The organism is Steroidobacter cummioxidans, from assembly GCF_003104955.1.
This window is the reverse complement of sequence record NZ_LSRW01000004.1, coordinates 96,178-112,709: the sequence shown is the minus strand read 5'-3', so window position 1 is coordinate 112,709 and position 16,532 is coordinate 96,178. Positions and strand designations below refer to the sequence as shown.

Here is a 16,532-nt window from a genome sequence, read left to right as displayed (position 1 = left end):
ATTCAAAGCATCTCCATCGATTCTGGCGACGCCAGAGCAATATTCTGTTGGGCGCAGGAAGTCAGATCGGGCCAATAGAATCTCACCACTTTCTCCGTTGTTTGCGCGGTGAGCAGCAGCGCGAGAGCATTCTTGTTCCGGGCATCGCCCCAATTCACCTGACACCAGTTCTGATGGCAGCTGGCTGATTTGAAATAGACATTGCCGTTGGCATTCAGGATGGTCGACTCAATACGCTCATCGCAATACTTCGCCGCCAACGCATTGCTCGCGACCAACAGCCCGGCAGCGACGACAAACGCTTTCTTGGTAACCATGTGGATCTCCCTGATCTTTCCTTGACGCATCAGATTGCGGATTCATCGTTGTGACAAAAACAGATGGCCGCTTTACTTCCTTGCCGCGCAGATGATTTGCGCGCGAATCCGCTTGGACCGCTCATTGCGGGCTCTTGACGCAAGCATTTACGCATCGCCGTTATCCTGTCAACAGCAGGCAGGAAGATTCAGGGTTTTGACCAATCATCTCTGCGCCAGGCGGATTGACAGACCCCGGTTGATACTGCGAGCCTGTGACAATAAACAAACAATCAGGGACGGTGATGAGCGGCCAAGACGCATCCATCCCACCTGCTTGCGCGTGACTCGGGCCCACATCGATACAAAAATACTGGAAGCAATCATGACGATCGCAAAACGGAATCTTTCGGTGACCTGCATTCTCGCGCTCGCGCTATCGAGCGCAGCCTCTGCCAGTACGACCAGGGCCACCATCAAGGAGCTTTTGATTTCCGAAAGTCTGGTGTACGTCTACCCAACCGGCGGCGTCCTCAATCCGCCGGGCTGTCACGGCTCGAACGGAAACTATTATTCCTTTTCGTTCAACCGGCCTCGCGCCAAGGAATATCTTGCGGGACTGCTTGCAGCAAAGTCCCAGGGCGCGACCGTCATATTCTATGGAACGGGCAACTGCACCGATCAGCCCAACATTTCCGAGACACTCTCGTATTTTTCGATCGTCGAGTGACGCCGCTGTCGGAACTCACAGGAGCACGAGTATGAATCGACGTCTACTCGCCACTGGTGTGGCTATTCTCGCTGGCTTGACCTCGATCCCTGCAGCGAGCGCCACCTATACCGCTGTTGTAAGTCAGATTCAGCCCAACCATGAAACGCTGGACTGCATCTTCTTCCGCCTGAGCGGCGTCACGGCCATATCACCGGCGAGCCCCGGCGACTGGTTCGCCATTCCGCGCGACAGCGCCGGCGCCATGGAAACGTTCGCGGTGCTGCTCACATCCAGAACCAAAGGAAATATTGCGGTAACTGTGCATACCTCGAACGCCACAGCGTGTGGATATGCGCAAGCGATAGCCGTGATCATGTGACAACTCCCGGCGGCCGCGCTCGTCGTACGACCGGCCGTCAGACCTTCGACCGAGAGCACACGGCACGATCGCCCAAATAGCTCAATCTCGATCGACGCGGCCCGCACCGCTTGGAATTCACTTACGTCGTCGACAATCGCGAAGTCGATCTTCGCGTCGCACAGACGCTCAATCAGCTGGTCGAGCTCGTTTCGACCAGGCTCATGTCGATACCGGCGCGCTCGGCCTCTGCGATGGCGGTGCTCATGAGCGGAGACTGACTTCTATCGAAGCGTCATGCACACACTGGAAATCGCCCACTCCTTTGATGGAACCCAGTAGATCGATTGGACCCAGTTCGGTCTCCAAATACAGATTTTTGAGTGCGACCCCTGGCTCTGGGTTATCCAGAAATGAGAGTTTGGGGCTCGAGAATCGATGTCTCGGCTTCAGCCGCCCACGACGACAAAGTCAATGCCTGCATCACTCAGGCGTTCGATCAATTGGTTCAGTTGCACCACGTAGCTGACGTCCTACCCGTTCTAGCTCCAACGCAAGTTCGAGCGCGGCCTGATGCTGTAGGGCGCGCTTGTCGTAGGAGTAGCCCAGACTGACCTCGATGAGGCTCAGGTCGATACCGGCTCGCTCGGCCTCTTCACAGGCAGTCATGAACTCTACCTCACGGGGCCGGATGTCCATCACATTACCAATCCTGTGATTTTTGTCCGTCAGAGCTTTAAATGGAGGCGACCGGGGGCGCAATGACACTACCGTTTACCACAAATCTCTCCGGTGTTGCAGCGGCGACCGCGGTGCTCATCATTGCGGGCGCGCACGTCATCGCCGTCGGTCTGCGCTGCATGGCGCAGCGGACATTGCCACTCGCCCATCGGCGAACGATCGGCCGGTACATGTTGCTCGGCGTGACTCTGCTGCTTGTGGTGGGCGCGGTTATAGCCGCCGGGAGTCTGCGAGGTGGGCTTCGCGAAACACCTCAGCCGTCCACAACGCAATCAACGTCTCCGTGAACTGGAAATCTGAAGCTCGAGCTGAAGGAGAAGGAGGCGAAGTGCGGGCTTCCCTTCAAAAGTTTCGATGAAGAATGGCGCGCCCGACTGGATTCGAACCAGTGACCCTCGGCTTCGGAAACCGATACTCTATCCAACTGAGCTACGGGCGCGTGCGGAAGGACGCAGTGTACCAGCCTACCCGGGCTGAGACTTAGCACCTTGCAGACCCCGCCATGAGGCTGGGCCGATTGAATCGGACCCGGCGGGTGGGGCGCGAATCATAGCCGGCCTGGGCGGCCGGCCCAACACCCAAGGCTGGAATCAGCGCCCAATCAAAGACTTAGCCTGCTGAGTTTATCGGGAACGGCGACGCCGCTATACTGCGCGCCGTTTTGCCATGTGGCTTTCCCGCCCCTGTAGCCTGTTGTTGGAGCCGAAGTGAGCGCCGAGCACGATAGAAAGTTCTTTGACACCTTCATGCTGGTACTCGGCATTTTGATCGGCATTGCCATCCTTCTATATGTGTTGGCGCGCATCGTCGCGTCCGGTACGCAGGAACAGCATGTGATCACCGACCCGGTCAACCAGGCCGTGGTGGCCGAGCGCATTGCGCCGGTGGCCAAGGTGGCGATTGCGGGTCAGGACAATTCGGCGCTGGCGCCGGTTCAGGCCGCGGCCGCAGAGCCAGCCAAGGAATTGGGTGGCGAGGAAGTGTTCAACATGGCCTGCATGGCCTGTCACGGTGCCGGCGTGGCCGGCGCGCCGAAGTACGGCGACAAGGCCGCCTGGGCGCCGCGTATCGCCAAGGGCATGGACACCCTGCACAAGCATTCGATCGAAGGCTTCCAGGGCAGCGCCGGCTTCATGCCGCCGAAGGGTGGCCGCGCGGATCTGGCCGACAAGTCGATCATGAATGCGGTCGACTACATGGTCTCCGGCTCGAAGTAAGCCTGCCTTTTGAGGTCGCTGCGATCAACGCGGCGACCTCTCCCCCGCTCCGCTTCTCGCATCGCCGCCGGCACCCGCCGGCGAGCGATCCAGTTTCCGCAGCATCATCGCCTCGCTGACGTGCGCCGTGTCTACCGTCGGCGCGCCGCCGAGATCGGCAATCGTCCGCGCTACCTTCAGCACCCGGTGATAGGCGCGCGCGGAAAACCCCAACTTGTTCGATGCGCGGTCCAGCAGCTGCCGCCCGCGGGCAGTAGGACGACAGACCCGCTCGATATCCCGCCCCTTCAAGCGCGCATTCGGACAGCCTTGCCGTTTGAGCTGTAGCTGGCGAGTGTTGGCGACGCGCGCAGCAACGACAGCACTGGTCTCTGCACCCGCGTCATCCGCACGCAGGACTTCGTGTGGCACGCGGAGCACCTCAACGTGCAAATCGAGACGATCGATCAGCGGACCGGACAGGCGATTTCTGTACTTACGCACCTGCTCCGAGGTGCAATGACAGGTGCCGCGCTCATCGCCCAGATAGCCGCACGGACAAGGATTCATCGCCGCGACGAATTGAAAGGACGCCGGGAATTCCGCCTGTTGGGCAGCTCGAGAAATCGTGATGACGCCGGTCTCCAGCGGCTCGCGCAAGACTTCGAGAGCGGTGCGCTCGTACTCGGGCAACTCATCCAAAAACAGAACGCCGTGGTGTGCGAGTGAGATTTCGCCCGGTCGCGGCCGCGAGCCGCCGCCGACCAGGGCGACCGAGGACGCGGAATGATGAGGCGTGCGAAACGGCCGAGTTCGCCAGCGCGATGTATCTATGGGGAGCCGCGCCACGCTGCGAACCGCGGCCACCTCCAGCGCTTCGTCTTCGCTCATCGGTGGAAGCAGGCCAGGTAAACGTTGCGCGAGCATGCTTTTGCCAGTGCCGGGCGGGCCAATGAAAAGCAACGAGTGCGCACCGGCGGCGGCGATTTCCAAAGCGCGCTTCGCCGTTTCCTGGCCGCGAACTTCACACAGATCGGCATCGAGGCCGCGACCCTCATCGTCGGGTGCGGCACCGGTGATGAAATACAGCGGCGCCTTGCCGGTGGCGTGAGCAACCACATCGGGCAAACTGGACGCGATGGCGATTCGGCAGCCGGTCACCAGGGCCGCCTCGGCAACGTTCGCACGCGGCACGAAGATGGAATGTTTGGCGCGCGTGGCCGCGACAGCCGCGAGCAGCACGCCTTGCATCGATTGCACCTCGCCGCCGAGCGACAGCTCGCCGTAAAACTCACATTCGCGCAGCGAATCGGCGGGCAACTGACCTGACGCGAGCAAGATGCCGAGCGCGATAGGAAGATCGTAGCGCCCACCGTCCTTGGGCAAATCCGCCGGAGATAGATTCGCGGTGACGCGACCTTCCGGCCAGGCGAAGTTGCAGTTCGTGATCGCCGCGCGGACGCGGTCGCGACTTTCCTTCACCACCGCCTCGGCGAGGCCGACGATCGCGAATCGCGGCAAGCCGCCACCGAGATCGATTTCAACGCGCACCTGCGGCGCTTCCATTCCGTGTTGTGCGCGACTCAAGACAGTCGCCATCGCCATCCTCGGCCCTCCACAAAGAAACGTTTCTCGATTGTTTCAGGAAGGTCGCACGCGTCACGCCAGATAAAACGCGCTATCGCCACGCAATCGAAGCGCAGCGACGCAAGAAATCGGTTAGGGATCGTTCTTCTAGTGCATTGCGTAGGCGAAATGAGCTCGCGGAACGATCGTTGCGAGCAGACGTTCGATGTAGCGGGCCGGCGAAAGACGCGTAGCGAGAGCGGCGAACAATGACTCTTTGTCAGCGCAACCCGATACTTCGCGACCCGGCTAACAGGTCAACAGGTGCCGCGCCGCTGACGCCGTCGATCTTCCTCGCGATCTGCTGCTTGTGCTGCGCCGCAGGCAATGTCCACGCCCAGGAACTGTATGGGCTGGTCGGCCGACAGCGCACGCCGGAGATCGACGAGACCTCATACGCCTATTCCATCGTGTACCAACACAATGTCGCCGAGTATGCCCTGCTCTCGTTCACCTGGCTCAACGAGGGTCACGTCACCGACCATCATCGCGACGGCTTCGGCTTGCAGGGCTGGCTCAGATGGCTGAACTCCGAGCGCACGTTCGACGCGACCATCGGCGTCGGGCCCTACCGCTACTACGACACGACGCTGCATCCGACCGCCACGACTTCCATCAACGAGCACGGCTTCGGCGTGCTCTACAGCGCCGCCGTGCATTGGTACGCGCTCGCGCCGTGGATCCTGCAGATGCGTTACAACCGCGCCGAAGTTTCGAGCAGCATCAGCACCGACACCCTGCTTTTCGGCTTTGGCTATCAGTTTGAGTCCGGCGATCGCCTCGGACCCACGGTGCCGCCGCGCTCATTCGGGTTCACCTCGCCGGAGCGCAACGAGCTGACGCTCATGCTGGGCTCCACGACGGTCAACGATTTCTCATCGCCAATGGGAACGGCCGGCGTGCTCGAATATCGACGTATCCTCACGCCGTACATCGATGCCACTGCGACTGCGATCGATGAAGGCGAAGCCGGGCACGTGAAGCGTCGCGGACTGGCGGCCCAACTATGGGCTGGACGCCGCTTCCTCGATCAACGCGCCATGATCGGCCTCGGCGCCGGTGCCTATGTCGCGCGTGACGACGACATCAGCACCAACACGCTGGGATTGCTGACGATGAGTCTCAGCTACGACTTCAGCCGACAGTGGCACGGCCGCGCCTCGTGGTATCGCACCGTGACGACCAACAGCCGCGACACGGACATCATCGTGCTGGGCATCGGCAGAATGTTTTGAAGCAACCAATAGAAAACGCAACGACCCGGGCGATCGGCTACTGATTGTTCTTTTCCAACTCGGCGAGGCGAGCTTCCAACGCCTCGAGTTTTTCGCGGGTCCGACGCAGCACGCCCGCCTGCACATCGAATTCCTGACGCGACACCAGATCGAGTTTGCTCAAGCCGGCCTGCAGCACTGCCTTGAAGTTTTCTTCCAGATCACGACGCAACGCGGCCACGCCGGGCGGAACGGCGGAAGCGAGACGGCGGGCGAGGTCATCGAGCGAACGGGGATCCACGGCAGACTCCTGACAAACAGATTCGAGGACGGCATTAAGCCTCAAAATCGCCCGTTCGTGGCGTTCACTCCACGCTTACGGGGCAGCCAGCGCGCATTGTGCTCCGAGTTGAAGCAATCGGGCGGAAATTTCGCACCAGCAGAGTGCGCCGGCGCCCTGTTGTCAGCCACGACCGCGTTGGTTTGCTTGCACGAATTCGTGGCACAGATGATGCATTTCCGATGCGGCGCGCCTGGGAAGCGGGGAATTACTACGACGAGTCATGACTGGTCATGACCGATCCCGGAGCACGCGCCCATGAACCCGGAGCCGGAATGCAATGAAGTTGATAACCGCGATCATCAAGCCGTTCAAGCTGGATGACGTCCGACAGGCCGTCGCGGATATCGGGGTTCAAGGCATCACGGTCACGGAGGTGCAGGGCTTCGGGCGACAGCGCGGTCACACCGAGTTGTATCGCGGAGCCGAGTACCGCGTGGATTTCCTGCCCAAAACCAAGATCGAGCTGGCAGTGGACGATTCGATCGCCGAGCAAGTGGTCGAGGCCATCACCAACGTCGCGCGCACGGGAAAAATCGGCGACGGCAAGATCTTCGTCATCGACCTCGCTCAAGCCGTGCGCATCCGCACCGGCGAGACCGGCGTCGAGGCAGTGTGAGATTTGTTTCCAATAGCAGCACCTGGCAGCAACAACGATCTATCTCTTGCGTAGGAGAATGACAGTGAAAAAACCCTTGGCAACGAGCCGCGTGCTCACTTACCTATGGAGTCTCGCGCTCGTCGCATTCGCGATAGTCGCAGCGCCCGACATCGCACTCGCGCAAGATACTCCGGCCGCGGAACCCGCCGTGGCTGCGGAAGCTGCACCGGCTGAAGCTGCTGCCGCTCCGGCGGAAGAAGCCCCCACACTCGACTCCGGCGATACTGCGTGGATGCTCACCTCTACGGTGCTGGTGCTGTTCATGACCATCCCGGGTCTGGCGCTGTTCTACGCCGGCATGGTGCGATCGAAGAACATTCTGTCGGTGCTGATGCAATGTTTCGCCATCACCGGCCTGATGACAGTGCTGTGGACGGTGTACGGCTACAGCCTCGCGTTCGACACCACCGGCATGGAGGCGGGTGTCACCAACCTGTCCTCGTTCATCGGCGGGTTCGCGAAAATCATGTTGGCGGGGCTCACACTCGATTCGCTCACCGGCACGATTCCCGAGTCGGTCTTCGCAACCTTCCAGATGACCTTCGCAATCATCACGCCGGCGCTGATCGTCGGCGCCTTCGCCGAGCGCATGAAGTTCTCGGCCATGCTGATCTTCATGGCGCTGTGGTTCACGATTTGCTACGCGCCGATGGTGCACATGGTGTGGAGCGGCGACGGCGCGCTGATGTGGGACTGGGGCGTGCTGGACTTCGCCGGCGGCACGGTCGTGCACATCAATGCGGGTATCGCGGGTTTGGTCGCGGCGCTGCTGCTCGGCAAGCGCAAGGGCTATGGCACAGTCAGCATGGCCCCGCACAACCTCGGCTTGACCATGATCGGCGGCGCCATCCTGTGGGTCGGCTGGTTCGGCTTCAACGCAGGCAGCGCGGTAGCGGCGGGCTCCAGCGCCGGCATGGCGATGCTCGTCACGCAGATCTGCACCGGCACCGCGGCGCTCGCCTGGATGTTCGCGGAGTGGCTGTCGCACGGTAAGCCTTCGCTGCTCGGCATCGTTTCCGGCGCGGTTGCGGGCCTGGTCGGCATCACCCCCGCAGCGGGCACGGTCGGCCCGATCGGCGCACTGGTCATTGGTATCGTCGCGGGCGTGGTGTGCTTCCTGGCTTCCACCAAGATGAAGCGCGCGTTGGGCTACGACGACTCGCTCGACGTGTTCGGCGTGCACTGTGTCGGCGGTATCGTTGGCGCCATCCTGACCGGCATCTTTGCCTTCCCGAGCATGGGTGGCGTGTGGAGCCCGGCAGAAGGCGCGACCATCGCGAGCCAACTGTGGGTGCAGACCAAGGGCGTGCTGTTCACGCTGGTGTACACCGGCATCGCTACGGTCATCATCCTGAAGGTCGTCGACGCCATCGTCGGCCTGCGGGTCAACGCCGAGCAGGAAGAAGTGGGCCTGGACCTCTCCCTGCACGACGAACGCGGCTACAACCTGTAAAGTCCTGAAACGGCATGGGGTGAAAACGGGCGCTGCGGCGCCCGTTTTCTTTGGTGCCGGCCTTTACTTACAGGTAGCCCACAACGTGAACCACTGCTCATTCCTGCTGCATGACAGGGACTGTCTTAATCCCTCCTCCAGAGTCGTGCTGTTAGACTGCCGACGTTCTTTACATAGGATCGCGGCGTGAAACTGGTAGTCGCCATCATCAAGCCCTTCAAAGTGGACGAGGTGCGGGAGGCGCTATCGGAGCTCGGCGTAGCCGGCGTAACGGTGACGGAGGTCAAAGGTTTCGGCCGTCAGCGCGGGCACACTGAGCTGTACCGGGGTGCCGAGTACGTCGTCGACTTCCTGCCCAAGTGCAAGATCGAAGTGGCGATCGACGATGACCGGGTCGATCAGGTGCTGGAGGCCATCGTGCAGGTCGCCAATACCGGCCGGATCGGCGACGGCAAGATCTTTGTGATCCCGCTGGGCCATGCCGTCCGCATCCGCACCGGCGAAACGGACGCGCGCGCAATCTAATTGCTGTTGGAGACTGCCATGTTCAGACCCGTCTTGTTGCTGACCCTGGCCGCGGTATCGCTGGCCGCCGGCACCGCTGGTGCCGATGTCTACAAGTACACGGACGAAAAGGGCAACACTCAGTACACCGACAAGCCGCCGTCACTGCCGGCCGAGCGGCTCAATGTGCAGTCTCAGCGCACCGACGTGGTCGCCGCCCAGGAACGCTCGCAAGAGGTCATCAGGGCCAACACCACGCCGCCACCGGCAGCCGGCAATTCCCTGGCCGACCAGCGGGCCGCGGCCGAGACCACCGCCAAAGACAAAGCCGACCGTTGCGTCAAAGCGCGCGAGCGTTACGATCGCTACATGAATTCGCCCAAGCTGTTTGAACAAGGCAAGGACGGCGAGCGCCGTTACCTGAGCGACGCCGAGCTCGATGCCGCACGCGCCTCGGCCAAAGCTTCCATGGATGTGCTGTGTCAGTGACCCTGCGAGCTGGATTCGTCGGCCTGGGCGCGATGGGCCTGGGCATGGCGCGCAACCTGCACAAGCAGGGACTGCTGAGCGCCGCATGGAATCGCACGGCTGAAAAAGCCACCGCGCTCGCGCAGGAGACCGGCTGCAAGGCCGTCAGCAAACTCGCCGATCTCGCGCCGCTGTGCGATGTCATCGTCACTTGCGTGTCCGCCGATGCGGATGTGCTCGCGGTGATCGATGAGCTGCTGCCAGTCATCAAGCCCGATACGATCGTCATCGACTGCTCCACCATCAGCGCCGACACGGCACGAACCGCAGCTCATCGGCTGCACAAGGCCGGCGCGCAGTTTCTCGATGCGCCCGTCAGCGGCGGCACCGAAGGTGCGCGCGATGGCACGCTCGCAGTCATGGTCGGCGGCGATGAAAAGGCGTTCGAGCGCGCGCAACCCGTGTTGCAGGCGATGGGCAAGGCAGTCACCCACTTCGGTGCCAGCGGCTCCGGCCAGGCGGCCAAGGCAACGAATCAGATCATGTGTGCCGGCGTAATCCAGGCGGTCGCCGAAGCCATGGCATTCGCCAAGTCCGAGGATCTGCCGCTCGATCGGCTCATCGACACGCTCGGCAAAGGCGCTGGCTCCAGCTGGTACTTCGTCAATCGCGCGCCGAACATCCTGCGCGACAGCTACCCCGCGGGCTTCCGCGTAAAGCTGCATGAGAAAGATTTGAAGATCTGCCGCGCCATGGCCGCCCGCCACGGCGTGCAGTTGCCGTTGATCGAAATGACGCTGGTTCATTACCGGCGCCTGATCGAGCAAGGGCACGGCGATGAAGACATCTCAACCCTGTTCCGGCTCAAGGACGCGCTGTTCGCCGCGGCCCGGGACAGCGCTACGTCGAAAAACAAACCCTAACCGTTTGGCCATGGCGGCGTCCGTCTCCGACCTTCGCGCCACGTCGCCCTCGCCCGCCGCCAAGGCGCCGACGTTCTTCCTGCCGGATTTTTGCGCCTCGCCGGCCGTATTGGTGGTGGTGCTGATCGCCGAGCTGGTGGCGCTGGTGATCGCGCTCGCGCGACAGGCGCTGCACGACAACTTCTGGACCGACCTGGCCGGCAGCTCGATGTTTCTTCTGTGGATCGGGCTCACCAGCTCCGCCGTGCTGTGTCGCTCGCGAGCGTGGCTGCAAACGATGCCCCCGGCGCGCGCCGGGATGATTACGATTGCGATGCTGGTCGTCACCATCGGCATGGTGTCCGAGGCCGCGTTTCAGGTCGGACGCATGTGGACCGGCGACTTCATCAGTGACACCGGTCCAGGCTTCTTCCCGCGCGATCACACCGGCTTCGTGCTGAGAAATGTGCTGGTGGGCTTTATCGTGAGCGCGCTGGCGCTGCGCTATTTCTATGTCAGCGCCGAATGGAAACGCAGCATCGAGCAGGAAGCGCTCGCCCGTATCCGCGCCTTGCAAGCCCGCATTCGTCCGCACTTCCTGTTCAACAGCATGAACACCATCGCGGCGCTGACCCGCTCCAGCCCGGAGCGCGCCGAGCAGGCCGTCGAAGACCTCGCCGATTTGTTTCGCGCCAGTCTCAGCGATGCCAGCGCCCGCATTCCGCTGAAGGACGAGTTGGAGATCGCGCGCACTCATCAACGCATCGAGCAGCTGCGCCTGGGCGATCGCCTCACCGTGCACTGGGACGTGGATCAGTTGCCGATGCGCACGATGGTGCCGAGCCTGATCGTGCAACCGCTGCTCGAGAACGCCGTGTATCACGGGGTCGAGACCTTGCCGCGCGGTGGCGAGGTCTCTATCGTCGGCCGACGCCAGAACGATCAGGTGCACATCGAAGTGCGCAATCCCATCCTGGCCCAGACCGGCTACGCCAATCGCGAGGGCAACCGCATGGCGCTGGAGAACATCCGGCAGCGCCTGGAGCTGGCCTGGCCCGGTCGCGCCAGGATCGAGACCGAGCAGCGGGATGGGGAATTTTGCGCCCGGCTGATCTTTCCGTATGCTGGCGACGATATGGTAAGCGGCTAGCGGGGACGGTAACCAAAACAGATGCGTCTGTTAATTGTCGATGACGAGTCGCCCGCCCGGGAACGGTTGCGGCGACTGCTGGAAGAAATCGAGGACTGCGAAGTCGTCGGCGAGGCCGACAACGGCGAGCAAGCACTAGCCACGTGCGGCGAGCTGCGTCCCGACGTCGTGTTGCTCGACGTGCGCATGCCCGGCCTGTCCGGCATTCAGGTCGCGCGCCACATCGATTCGCTGGAAGACCCGCCGGCGGTGATCTTCACCACGGCCTACGATCAGTACGCGGTGGAAGCGTTCGAGACCGAAGCGGTCGGGTATCTGCTCAAACCGGTGCGCAAGGAAAAGCTCGCGCACGCCTTGCGTCACGCGTCACGCGTTTCTCCGAACCGGCTGATCAAGGTCGCCGAGACCGCACGGATCGAGCATCGTCGCGAACAGATCTGCGCGCGACTGGGCGAAACCCTCAAGCTGATCCCGTTGCAGGATATTTACTATTTCAACGCCGATCAGAAGTACGTGACGGTGCGCCACCGGGGCGGTGAGAGCCTGATCGACGAATCCCTCAAGGCACTGGCCGAAGAGTTCGCGCCCGACTTCCTGCGCATCCATCGCAACGCTTTGATCGCGGAAAAATACATTTCCGCCGTCGAGCGCACGGATTCAGGCCAATATGTGGTGCGAGTTCGTGAATGTGGCGACGTGCTGGAAGTCAGCCGGCGCCATGCTTCCGAGCTGCTGCGACGGATTCGCGGCGAGAGCCACTGACTGCGCGCCGCTGTCACCCCTGCTGGCGCAGGCGAATGAAGCGTCGCGCCGTGGAATAAATCAGCGCACCCCGGCTCACCCAGCGCATCAGCCGCTTGGGCCCGATCAACGCAACTACCGCCACACTGCCGATCAGCACCGCCGGATTCTTCACCAGTCGCTGGGCCGCGGCGACGCCCCGATCCAGACCGCTCAGATGATGCTCGATCTCATTCATGGACGAGCCCAACTGGCGACGCTGCACGGCTGCGCGCAATCGCAGGTTGGAATGTTTGGTGGCCAACTGATGGAAACGTTCGCTGCTCACGGCGCTACTTACAGACGAGCCTTCAGTTGATCCCGATCCCTGGCGAGCTCCGCCAGGGTATCGTCCAGCAACGGCGGCTTGGTCACCAGCTTGTGTCGCAGAATCAATCCCGCCACCACAGCCACCACGATGAACATTCCGACCATGGCCACCGACGCGGCCAGGCGGTGCGTATCCCAGAACACGAAGATCACCGCCAGCGCGACCAGGAACAATCCCATCATCGCCGCGAACGCGGCCACGAACGCCCACAGCAGAATGGCGCCGACCTGCCGCACCTCTTCCTGCAGCTCGGTGGTCAGCAGCTCCAGTCGCGTGTGCACGATGGCGACGAACGTCGCCAGGAAATTGTTGAGCGACTGAAACAGACCGTGGACCGGCCGCGGACCGTCTGCCGTGCTCCGTGCGTGCGCGCTACGAGCGTTGATGTGCGGATCGTGCGTTTCCACTGCCATGGCGATTCGACTCGCGAGCTGCGCGATCAGCGACGGGCGAGCAGCAGCCCCAACACCAGGCCGATGCCGGCGGCGATGCCGACCGACTGCCACGGATTCTCGTGCACGTACTCGTCGGCGGCGTCGGCGATCTCACGCGCGCGGCGCATCGCCTCTTCCTCGACTTCGCCCAAGCGCACCTTGGCCTGGCGCAACGACTCCTCAGCGCGCTCGCGCACTTCCTGGATCTTCTCGCCAGTGAGCGTCGAGGTGGCCTTGAGCAGCGCCTCGGCATCCTCCATGACGGTTTTCAAGTCGGCGACCAGTTGATCGGTAGTCACGTCTACTTGGGCATTCATGAGTCGTTCCTCTCGAGCTGCAAGCTGCAGATGGTAGCAAACCGGTGAGCGCGCGGCGGTGCTAGCATGGCGACATTGCCGCGGGCCCGCGGCCACACGGAATGGACTGCCCATGACTCAACCGCCACGCGTCGCACCGGTGAAAGATCGGTTCTACGCGCGCACGTTCGCCCTGGCGACGTGCCTGGTGCTGGGCCTGGCCTTGTTCAAGATCGTCCAGCCCTTTCTGGGCCCGCTGCTGTGGGCGATCTTCATTGCATTTCTGCTTCATCCGCTGCATGTGCGGCTGGCCGCCCGGTTGCGTGGCAAACCCCAATGGTCGGCGGCATTGCTGACCGTTCTCACATTCGTCGTCATCATCGGTCCGTTGACCGCGCTGAGCGCGGCCTTCGCGGCGCAGGTCGGCGACCTGCTGCAGATCGTGCAGAACAAAGTTGCCGGCCAGACAACTGGCAACGTGTTGAATCTGGCGAATGTTCCCTGGGTGCGCCAGGGCCTCGACTGGCTCAACAGCACTTTCGACGTGGATCTGGCGCAGCTGCAGAGCTGGTTCACGCAGGCCTCTCGCGAGGCGCTGCAAACGCTGGCGTCGCTGACCGGCAAGGTGTTTCTGGGCGCGGTCGGCACGGTGGTCGGCTTCGTGCTGATGCAGTTCATGCTGTTCTTTTTCATCCGCGACGGCGGCGAGATGCTGCAGACCGCGCGCGAGCTGATCCCGATGGCCGAGCCATACAAGGCCAAGCTGTTCGACCATCTGGCTGCAGTGACGCGCGCCATGGTGTATGGCACTGGCCTGACGGCGCTCATTCAGGGAGCGCTGGTGGGCATCTCGTTCCTGATCGTGGGCCTGCCCTCACCCGTCGTGTTCGGCGTGATTGCCGCGCTGGTCGGCCTGCTGCCGTTCGGCGGGACCGGACTGGTGTGGGGGCCGGCAGCAGTGGTGCTGGCGGTCGAGGGACGGTGGGGCGCCACCATTTTCATGCTGGTCTGGGGTACGGTGCTGGTCTCGCTGGTCGACAATGTAGTGCGACCGATGCTGGTCTCCGGACGCGCCAATGTTGGTACGCTCACCGTCTTCATCGGCGTGCTGGGCGGCCTGGCCTCCTTCGGCGCCATTGGCCTGTTCCTCGGGCCGGTGGTGCTCGCGCTGATCATCGCGCTGATCCGCTTCCGGCTCGAGATGCGGCGCGCGGAAAAAGCCATGGCCGTGTCGGGGGAATGATTCGCCCGGCAGGCCGATTTATAGAATTGTCATGAGTATCTCCGAACATACATTGCGCATCGCCACGCGGCAGAGCCGCCTGGCCCTGTGGCAGGCCGAGCACGTCGCGGCGCTGCTCAGAAACAAGCATCCTGGCCTGAACGTGGTGCTGGTCCCCATGACCACGCAAGGCGACCGCATCCTCGACCGCCCGCTCGCCGACATCGGTGGCAAAGGCCTGTTCATCAAGGAACTGGAGCTGGCCATGGCGGAGCATCGCGCCGATATCGCCGTGCATTCCATGAAGGATGTGCCGAGCGACATGCCGCCGGGATTTACGCTGGCCGCGATGCTGCCGCGTGCCGATCCGCGCGACGCGTTTGTTTCTACGCGTTACCCGGATTTCGCAAGCCTTCCACAAGGCGCCCGGGTCGGCACGTCGAGCTTGCGCCGGCAATGCCAGTTGAAATCCGCGCGGCCGGATCTCGAGCTCATCACTCTGCGCGGCAACGTCGACACCCGGTTGCGCAAGCTCGACGAGAACCATTACGACGCCATCATCCTCGCCGCCGCCGGCTTGCTGCGCCTCGGCCTGGAAAGCCGCATCACCGAATATTTCAGTGCGGAGCAATCGGTGCCGGCGGTGGGTCAAGGCATCATCGGCATCGAATGCCGTGACGACGATGCAACCAATCTCGCTTACGTGCGCGCGCTGAATGACACTCAGTCATGGCAATGCTGTACAGCCGAGCGCTCGTTCGCACAGCGGCTCGAAGGCAGCTGTCAGTCGCCTATCGCCGGATTCGCCACACTCAGTGGCGGTCAGTTGCAACTTCATGGCGTCATCGGCTCGCCCGACGGTCGTGAGATGTATCGCGGCTCGCATATCGGCAGCGTCGCCGATGCGCAAGCCATTGGCGTGCGGCTTGCTGAAGAGCTGTTGAAAGATGGCGCCGAGCAATTGCTCGAGCGCTTGCGGCAGGAGTCGCCATGATTCCGAAAGTCATGCCGCCGCTGGCCGAGCTCACGGTGCTCGTTACTCGCCCAGCCCCGCAGGCTGCTGTGCTTTGCGAACAGATGCAGCAGCACGGCGCCATTGCCATCCCATTCCCAGCGGTGGAAATCGCACCGGTTGCAGCTGCGCCGGCGAGCGGTTACGACCTGATCGTGTTCGCCAGCGTCAACGCGGTCGCGCATGGCGCGCACTTGATCGAAAAGGGCCCGACGACACGCATTGCCGCCATCGGCAAGGCAACGGCGGCAGCATTGAAAGAAGCCGACCTGCCCGCCGATATCGTTCCCGAGGCCGGCTTCAACAGCGAGGCTTTGCTGGCGCACCCCGATGTCACATTGGGCGACGGCGCGAAAGTGCTGATCGTGCGCGGCTCGGGCGGCCGCGAGCTGATGCGGGAATCATTCACTGCGCGCGGTTTGACCGTCGCAACACTCGACGTCTATCGGCGCGTTCGCCCGTCGATCGACGACGCCTCGCGCGACGCGCTGGAAACACGCTGGCAAAGCGAAGGTATCGACGTAGTCACGGCGACCAGCATTGAAACATTGCATAACCTGATTGCAATGCTGTCCGAGCGGGGCCGCGCTCTGCTGAAGGAAGCCACGCTGCTGGTCGCCAGCCGTCGCATTGCTGAAGCTGCCCAGGCCGCGGGTTTGAACGGGACGCTGCTGGTCGCGAACGCCGCCGACGACGCTTCGATGATTGGTGCCTTGGCCCGCTGGAGGACGCGCGCCCGGGCGGCTTGAAATGTGCACTGCGTGTTAGGATACGCGCGTCGCAAGCAGCCACCTTCCTATGGCCGAGACCGGTCCTGAAACCATCAGCTCGTCTGC

22 protein-coding genes and 1 tRNA gene are annotated in these 16,532 nt (G+C 62.5%); 15 read left to right on the top strand and 8 right to left on the bottom strand.

Going from position 1 to position 16,532, the window contains the following annotated elements:
• Window positions 1-2 precede the first annotated feature (2 nt).
• Window positions 3-317, bottom strand: coding sequence for a hypothetical protein (locus D0550_RS02870; RefSeq protein ID WP_153067011.1), 315 nt, complete (start codon window positions 315-317; stop codon window positions 3-5).
• Window positions 318-681: 364 nt separating this feature from the next.
• On the opposite strand from D0550_RS02870, the gene D0550_RS02865 reads away from it, so the two are divergent.
• The 3 genes from D0550_RS02865 to D0550_RS34815 all read left to right on the top strand — a co-directional run bounded on the left by D0550_RS02865 (window position 682) and on the right by D0550_RS34815 (window position 1,647).
• Complete coding sequence (locus D0550_RS02865) at window positions 682-1,026, top strand: hypothetical protein (RefSeq protein WP_206606058.1); 345 nt, start codon at window positions 682-684, stop codon at window positions 1,024-1,026.
• Between the two features lie 31 nt (window positions 1,027-1,057).
• Window positions 1,058-1,387, top strand: a complete 330-nt coding sequence (locus D0550_RS02860; RefSeq protein WP_153067010.1) for a hypothetical protein — start codon at window positions 1,058-1,060, stop codon at window positions 1,385-1,387.
• 110 nt (window positions 1,388-1,497) lie between these two features.
• Complete coding sequence (locus D0550_RS34815) at window positions 1,498-1,647, top strand: hypothetical protein (RefSeq protein WP_161965608.1); 150 nt, start codon at window positions 1,498-1,500, stop codon at window positions 1,645-1,647.
• A gap of 202 nt (window positions 1,648-1,849) precedes the next feature.
• On the opposite strand, the gene D0550_RS02855 is transcribed toward D0550_RS34815, so the two are convergent.
• Together D0550_RS02855 and D0550_RS02845 are read right to left on the bottom strand one after the other, a co-directional pair.
• Window positions 1,850-2,035: a hypothetical protein gene (locus tag D0550_RS02855; protein ID WP_116807749.1), complete on the bottom strand. Its 186-nt coding sequence runs from the start codon at window positions 2,033-2,035 to the stop codon at window positions 1,850-1,852.
• Between the two features lie 434 nt (window positions 2,036-2,469).
• Window positions 2,470-2,546, bottom strand: a tRNA-Arg gene (locus D0550_RS02845).
• 268 nt (window positions 2,547-2,814) lie between these two features.
• On the opposite strand from D0550_RS02845, the gene D0550_RS02840 reads away from it, so the two are divergent.
• On the top strand, window positions 2,815-3,324 hold the full coding sequence (locus tag D0550_RS02840) for a c-type cytochrome (protein WP_206606057.1): 510 nt from the start codon (window positions 2,815-2,817) through the stop codon (window positions 3,322-3,324).
• A gap of 24 nt (window positions 3,325-3,348) precedes the next feature.
• Here the strand turns inward: D0550_RS02840 and D0550_RS02835 are convergent, their stop codons facing one another.
• Window positions 3,349-4,908, bottom strand: coding sequence for a YifB family Mg chelatase-like AAA ATPase (locus tag D0550_RS02835; RefSeq protein WP_116807587.1), 1,560 nt, complete (start codon window positions 4,906-4,908; stop codon window positions 3,349-3,351).
• Window positions 4,909-5,237: 329 nt separating this feature from the next.
• On the opposite strand from D0550_RS02835, the gene D0550_RS02830 reads away from it, so the two are divergent.
• Window positions 5,238-6,164 (top strand): hypothetical protein, encoded by a 927-nt coding sequence (locus D0550_RS02830; RefSeq protein ID WP_116807586.1) that lies wholly within the window; start codon window positions 5,238-5,240, stop codon window positions 6,162-6,164.
• 37 nt (window positions 6,165-6,201) lie between these two features.
• Here D0550_RS02830 and ubiK read toward each other — a convergent pair whose 3' ends face one another.
• On the bottom strand, window positions 6,202-6,444 hold the full coding sequence (ubiK, locus tag D0550_RS02825) for a ubiquinone biosynthesis accessory factor UbiK (protein WP_116807585.1): 243 nt from the start codon (window positions 6,442-6,444) through the stop codon (window positions 6,202-6,204).
• 319 nt (window positions 6,445-6,763) lie between these two features.
• On the opposite strand from ubiK, the gene D0550_RS02820 reads away from it, so the two are divergent.
• The 7 genes from D0550_RS02820 to D0550_RS02790 all read left to right on the top strand — a co-directional run bounded on the left by D0550_RS02820 (window position 6,764) and on the right by D0550_RS02790 (window position 12,383).
• Window positions 6,764-7,102, top strand: coding sequence for a P-II family nitrogen regulator (locus tag D0550_RS02820; RefSeq protein WP_116807584.1), 339 nt, complete (start codon window positions 6,764-6,766; stop codon window positions 7,100-7,102).
• Window positions 7,103-7,376: 274 nt separating this feature from the next.
• Complete coding sequence (locus D0550_RS02815) at window positions 7,377-8,597, top strand: ammonium transporter (RefSeq protein ID WP_349770697.1); 1,221 nt, start codon at window positions 7,377-7,379, stop codon at window positions 8,595-8,597.
• Window positions 8,598-8,783: 186 nt separating this feature from the next.
• Entirely contained in the window at window positions 8,784-9,122 is a 339-nt protein-coding gene (locus D0550_RS02810; RefSeq protein WP_116807582.1) for a P-II family nitrogen regulator, read from the top strand.
• Window positions 9,123-9,140: 18 nt separating this feature from the next.
• Complete coding sequence (locus D0550_RS02805) at window positions 9,141-9,590, top strand: DUF4124 domain-containing protein (protein WP_116807581.1); 450 nt, start codon at window positions 9,141-9,143, stop codon at window positions 9,588-9,590.
• Window positions 9,581-10,492 carry an NAD(P)-dependent oxidoreductase gene (locus D0550_RS02800; RefSeq protein WP_206606056.1) on the top strand — a complete coding sequence of 304 codons (912 nt, stop codon included), beginning with the start codon at window positions 9,581-9,583 and terminating at the stop codon, window positions 10,490-10,492. Before D0550_RS02805 ends, D0550_RS02800 begins: the two co-directional genes overlap by 10 nt.
• 10 nt (window positions 10,493-10,502) lie before the next feature.
• A complete protein-coding gene (locus D0550_RS02795; RefSeq protein WP_161965607.1) occupies window positions 10,503-11,621 on the top strand; it encodes a sensor histidine kinase in 1,119 nt (372 codons plus the stop codon).
• A gap of 21 nt (window positions 11,622-11,642) precedes the next feature.
• Complete coding sequence (locus tag D0550_RS02790; RefSeq protein ID WP_116807579.1) at window positions 11,643-12,383, top strand: LytR/AlgR family response regulator transcription factor; 741 nt, start codon at window positions 11,643-11,645, stop codon at window positions 12,381-12,383.
• Window positions 12,384-12,396: 13 nt separating this feature from the next.
• On the opposite strand, the gene D0550_RS02785 is transcribed toward D0550_RS02790, so the two are convergent.
• Genes D0550_RS02785 through D0550_RS02775 form a run of 3 tightly spaced genes read right to left on the bottom strand, consistent with a single transcriptional unit; the run spans window position 12,397 to window position 13,483 of the window.
• Entirely contained in the window at window positions 12,397-12,690 is a 294-nt protein-coding gene (locus tag D0550_RS02785) for a YqjK family protein (protein WP_116807578.1), read from the bottom strand.
• 8 nt (window positions 12,691-12,698) lie between these two features.
• Window positions 12,699-13,145, bottom strand: coding sequence for a phage holin family protein (locus D0550_RS02780; protein ID WP_116807577.1), 447 nt, complete (start codon window positions 13,143-13,145; stop codon window positions 12,699-12,701).
• A gap of 26 nt (window positions 13,146-13,171) precedes the next feature.
• Window positions 13,172-13,483 carry an ElaB/YgaM/YqjD family protein gene (locus tag D0550_RS02775; RefSeq protein ID WP_116807576.1) on the bottom strand — a complete coding sequence of 104 codons (312 nt, stop codon included), beginning with the start codon at window positions 13,481-13,483 and terminating at the stop codon, window positions 13,172-13,174.
• Between the two features lie 112 nt (window positions 13,484-13,595).
• Between D0550_RS02775 and D0550_RS02770 the strand changes: the two genes are divergently transcribed.
• The 3 genes from D0550_RS02770 to D0550_RS02760 are packed head-to-tail and all read left to right on the top strand — an operon-like array spanning window position 13,596 to window position 16,445.
• On the top strand, window positions 13,596-14,705 hold the full coding sequence (locus D0550_RS02770) for an AI-2E family transporter (protein ID WP_116807575.1): 1,110 nt from the start codon (window positions 13,596-13,598) through the stop codon (window positions 14,703-14,705).
• A 37-nt stretch (window positions 14,706-14,742) separates the two neighbouring features.
• Entirely contained in the window at window positions 14,743-15,678 is a 936-nt protein-coding gene (gene hemC / locus D0550_RS02765) for a hydroxymethylbilane synthase (RefSeq protein ID WP_161965622.1), read from the top strand.
• Window positions 15,675-16,445: a uroporphyrinogen-III synthase gene (locus tag D0550_RS02760; protein WP_116807573.1), complete on the top strand. Its 771-nt coding sequence runs from the start codon at window positions 15,675-15,677 to the stop codon at window positions 16,443-16,445. The genes hemC and D0550_RS02760 overlap by 4 nt, the downstream gene beginning before the upstream one ends.
• The last annotated feature ends 87 nt before the right edge of the window (window positions 16,446-16,532 follow it).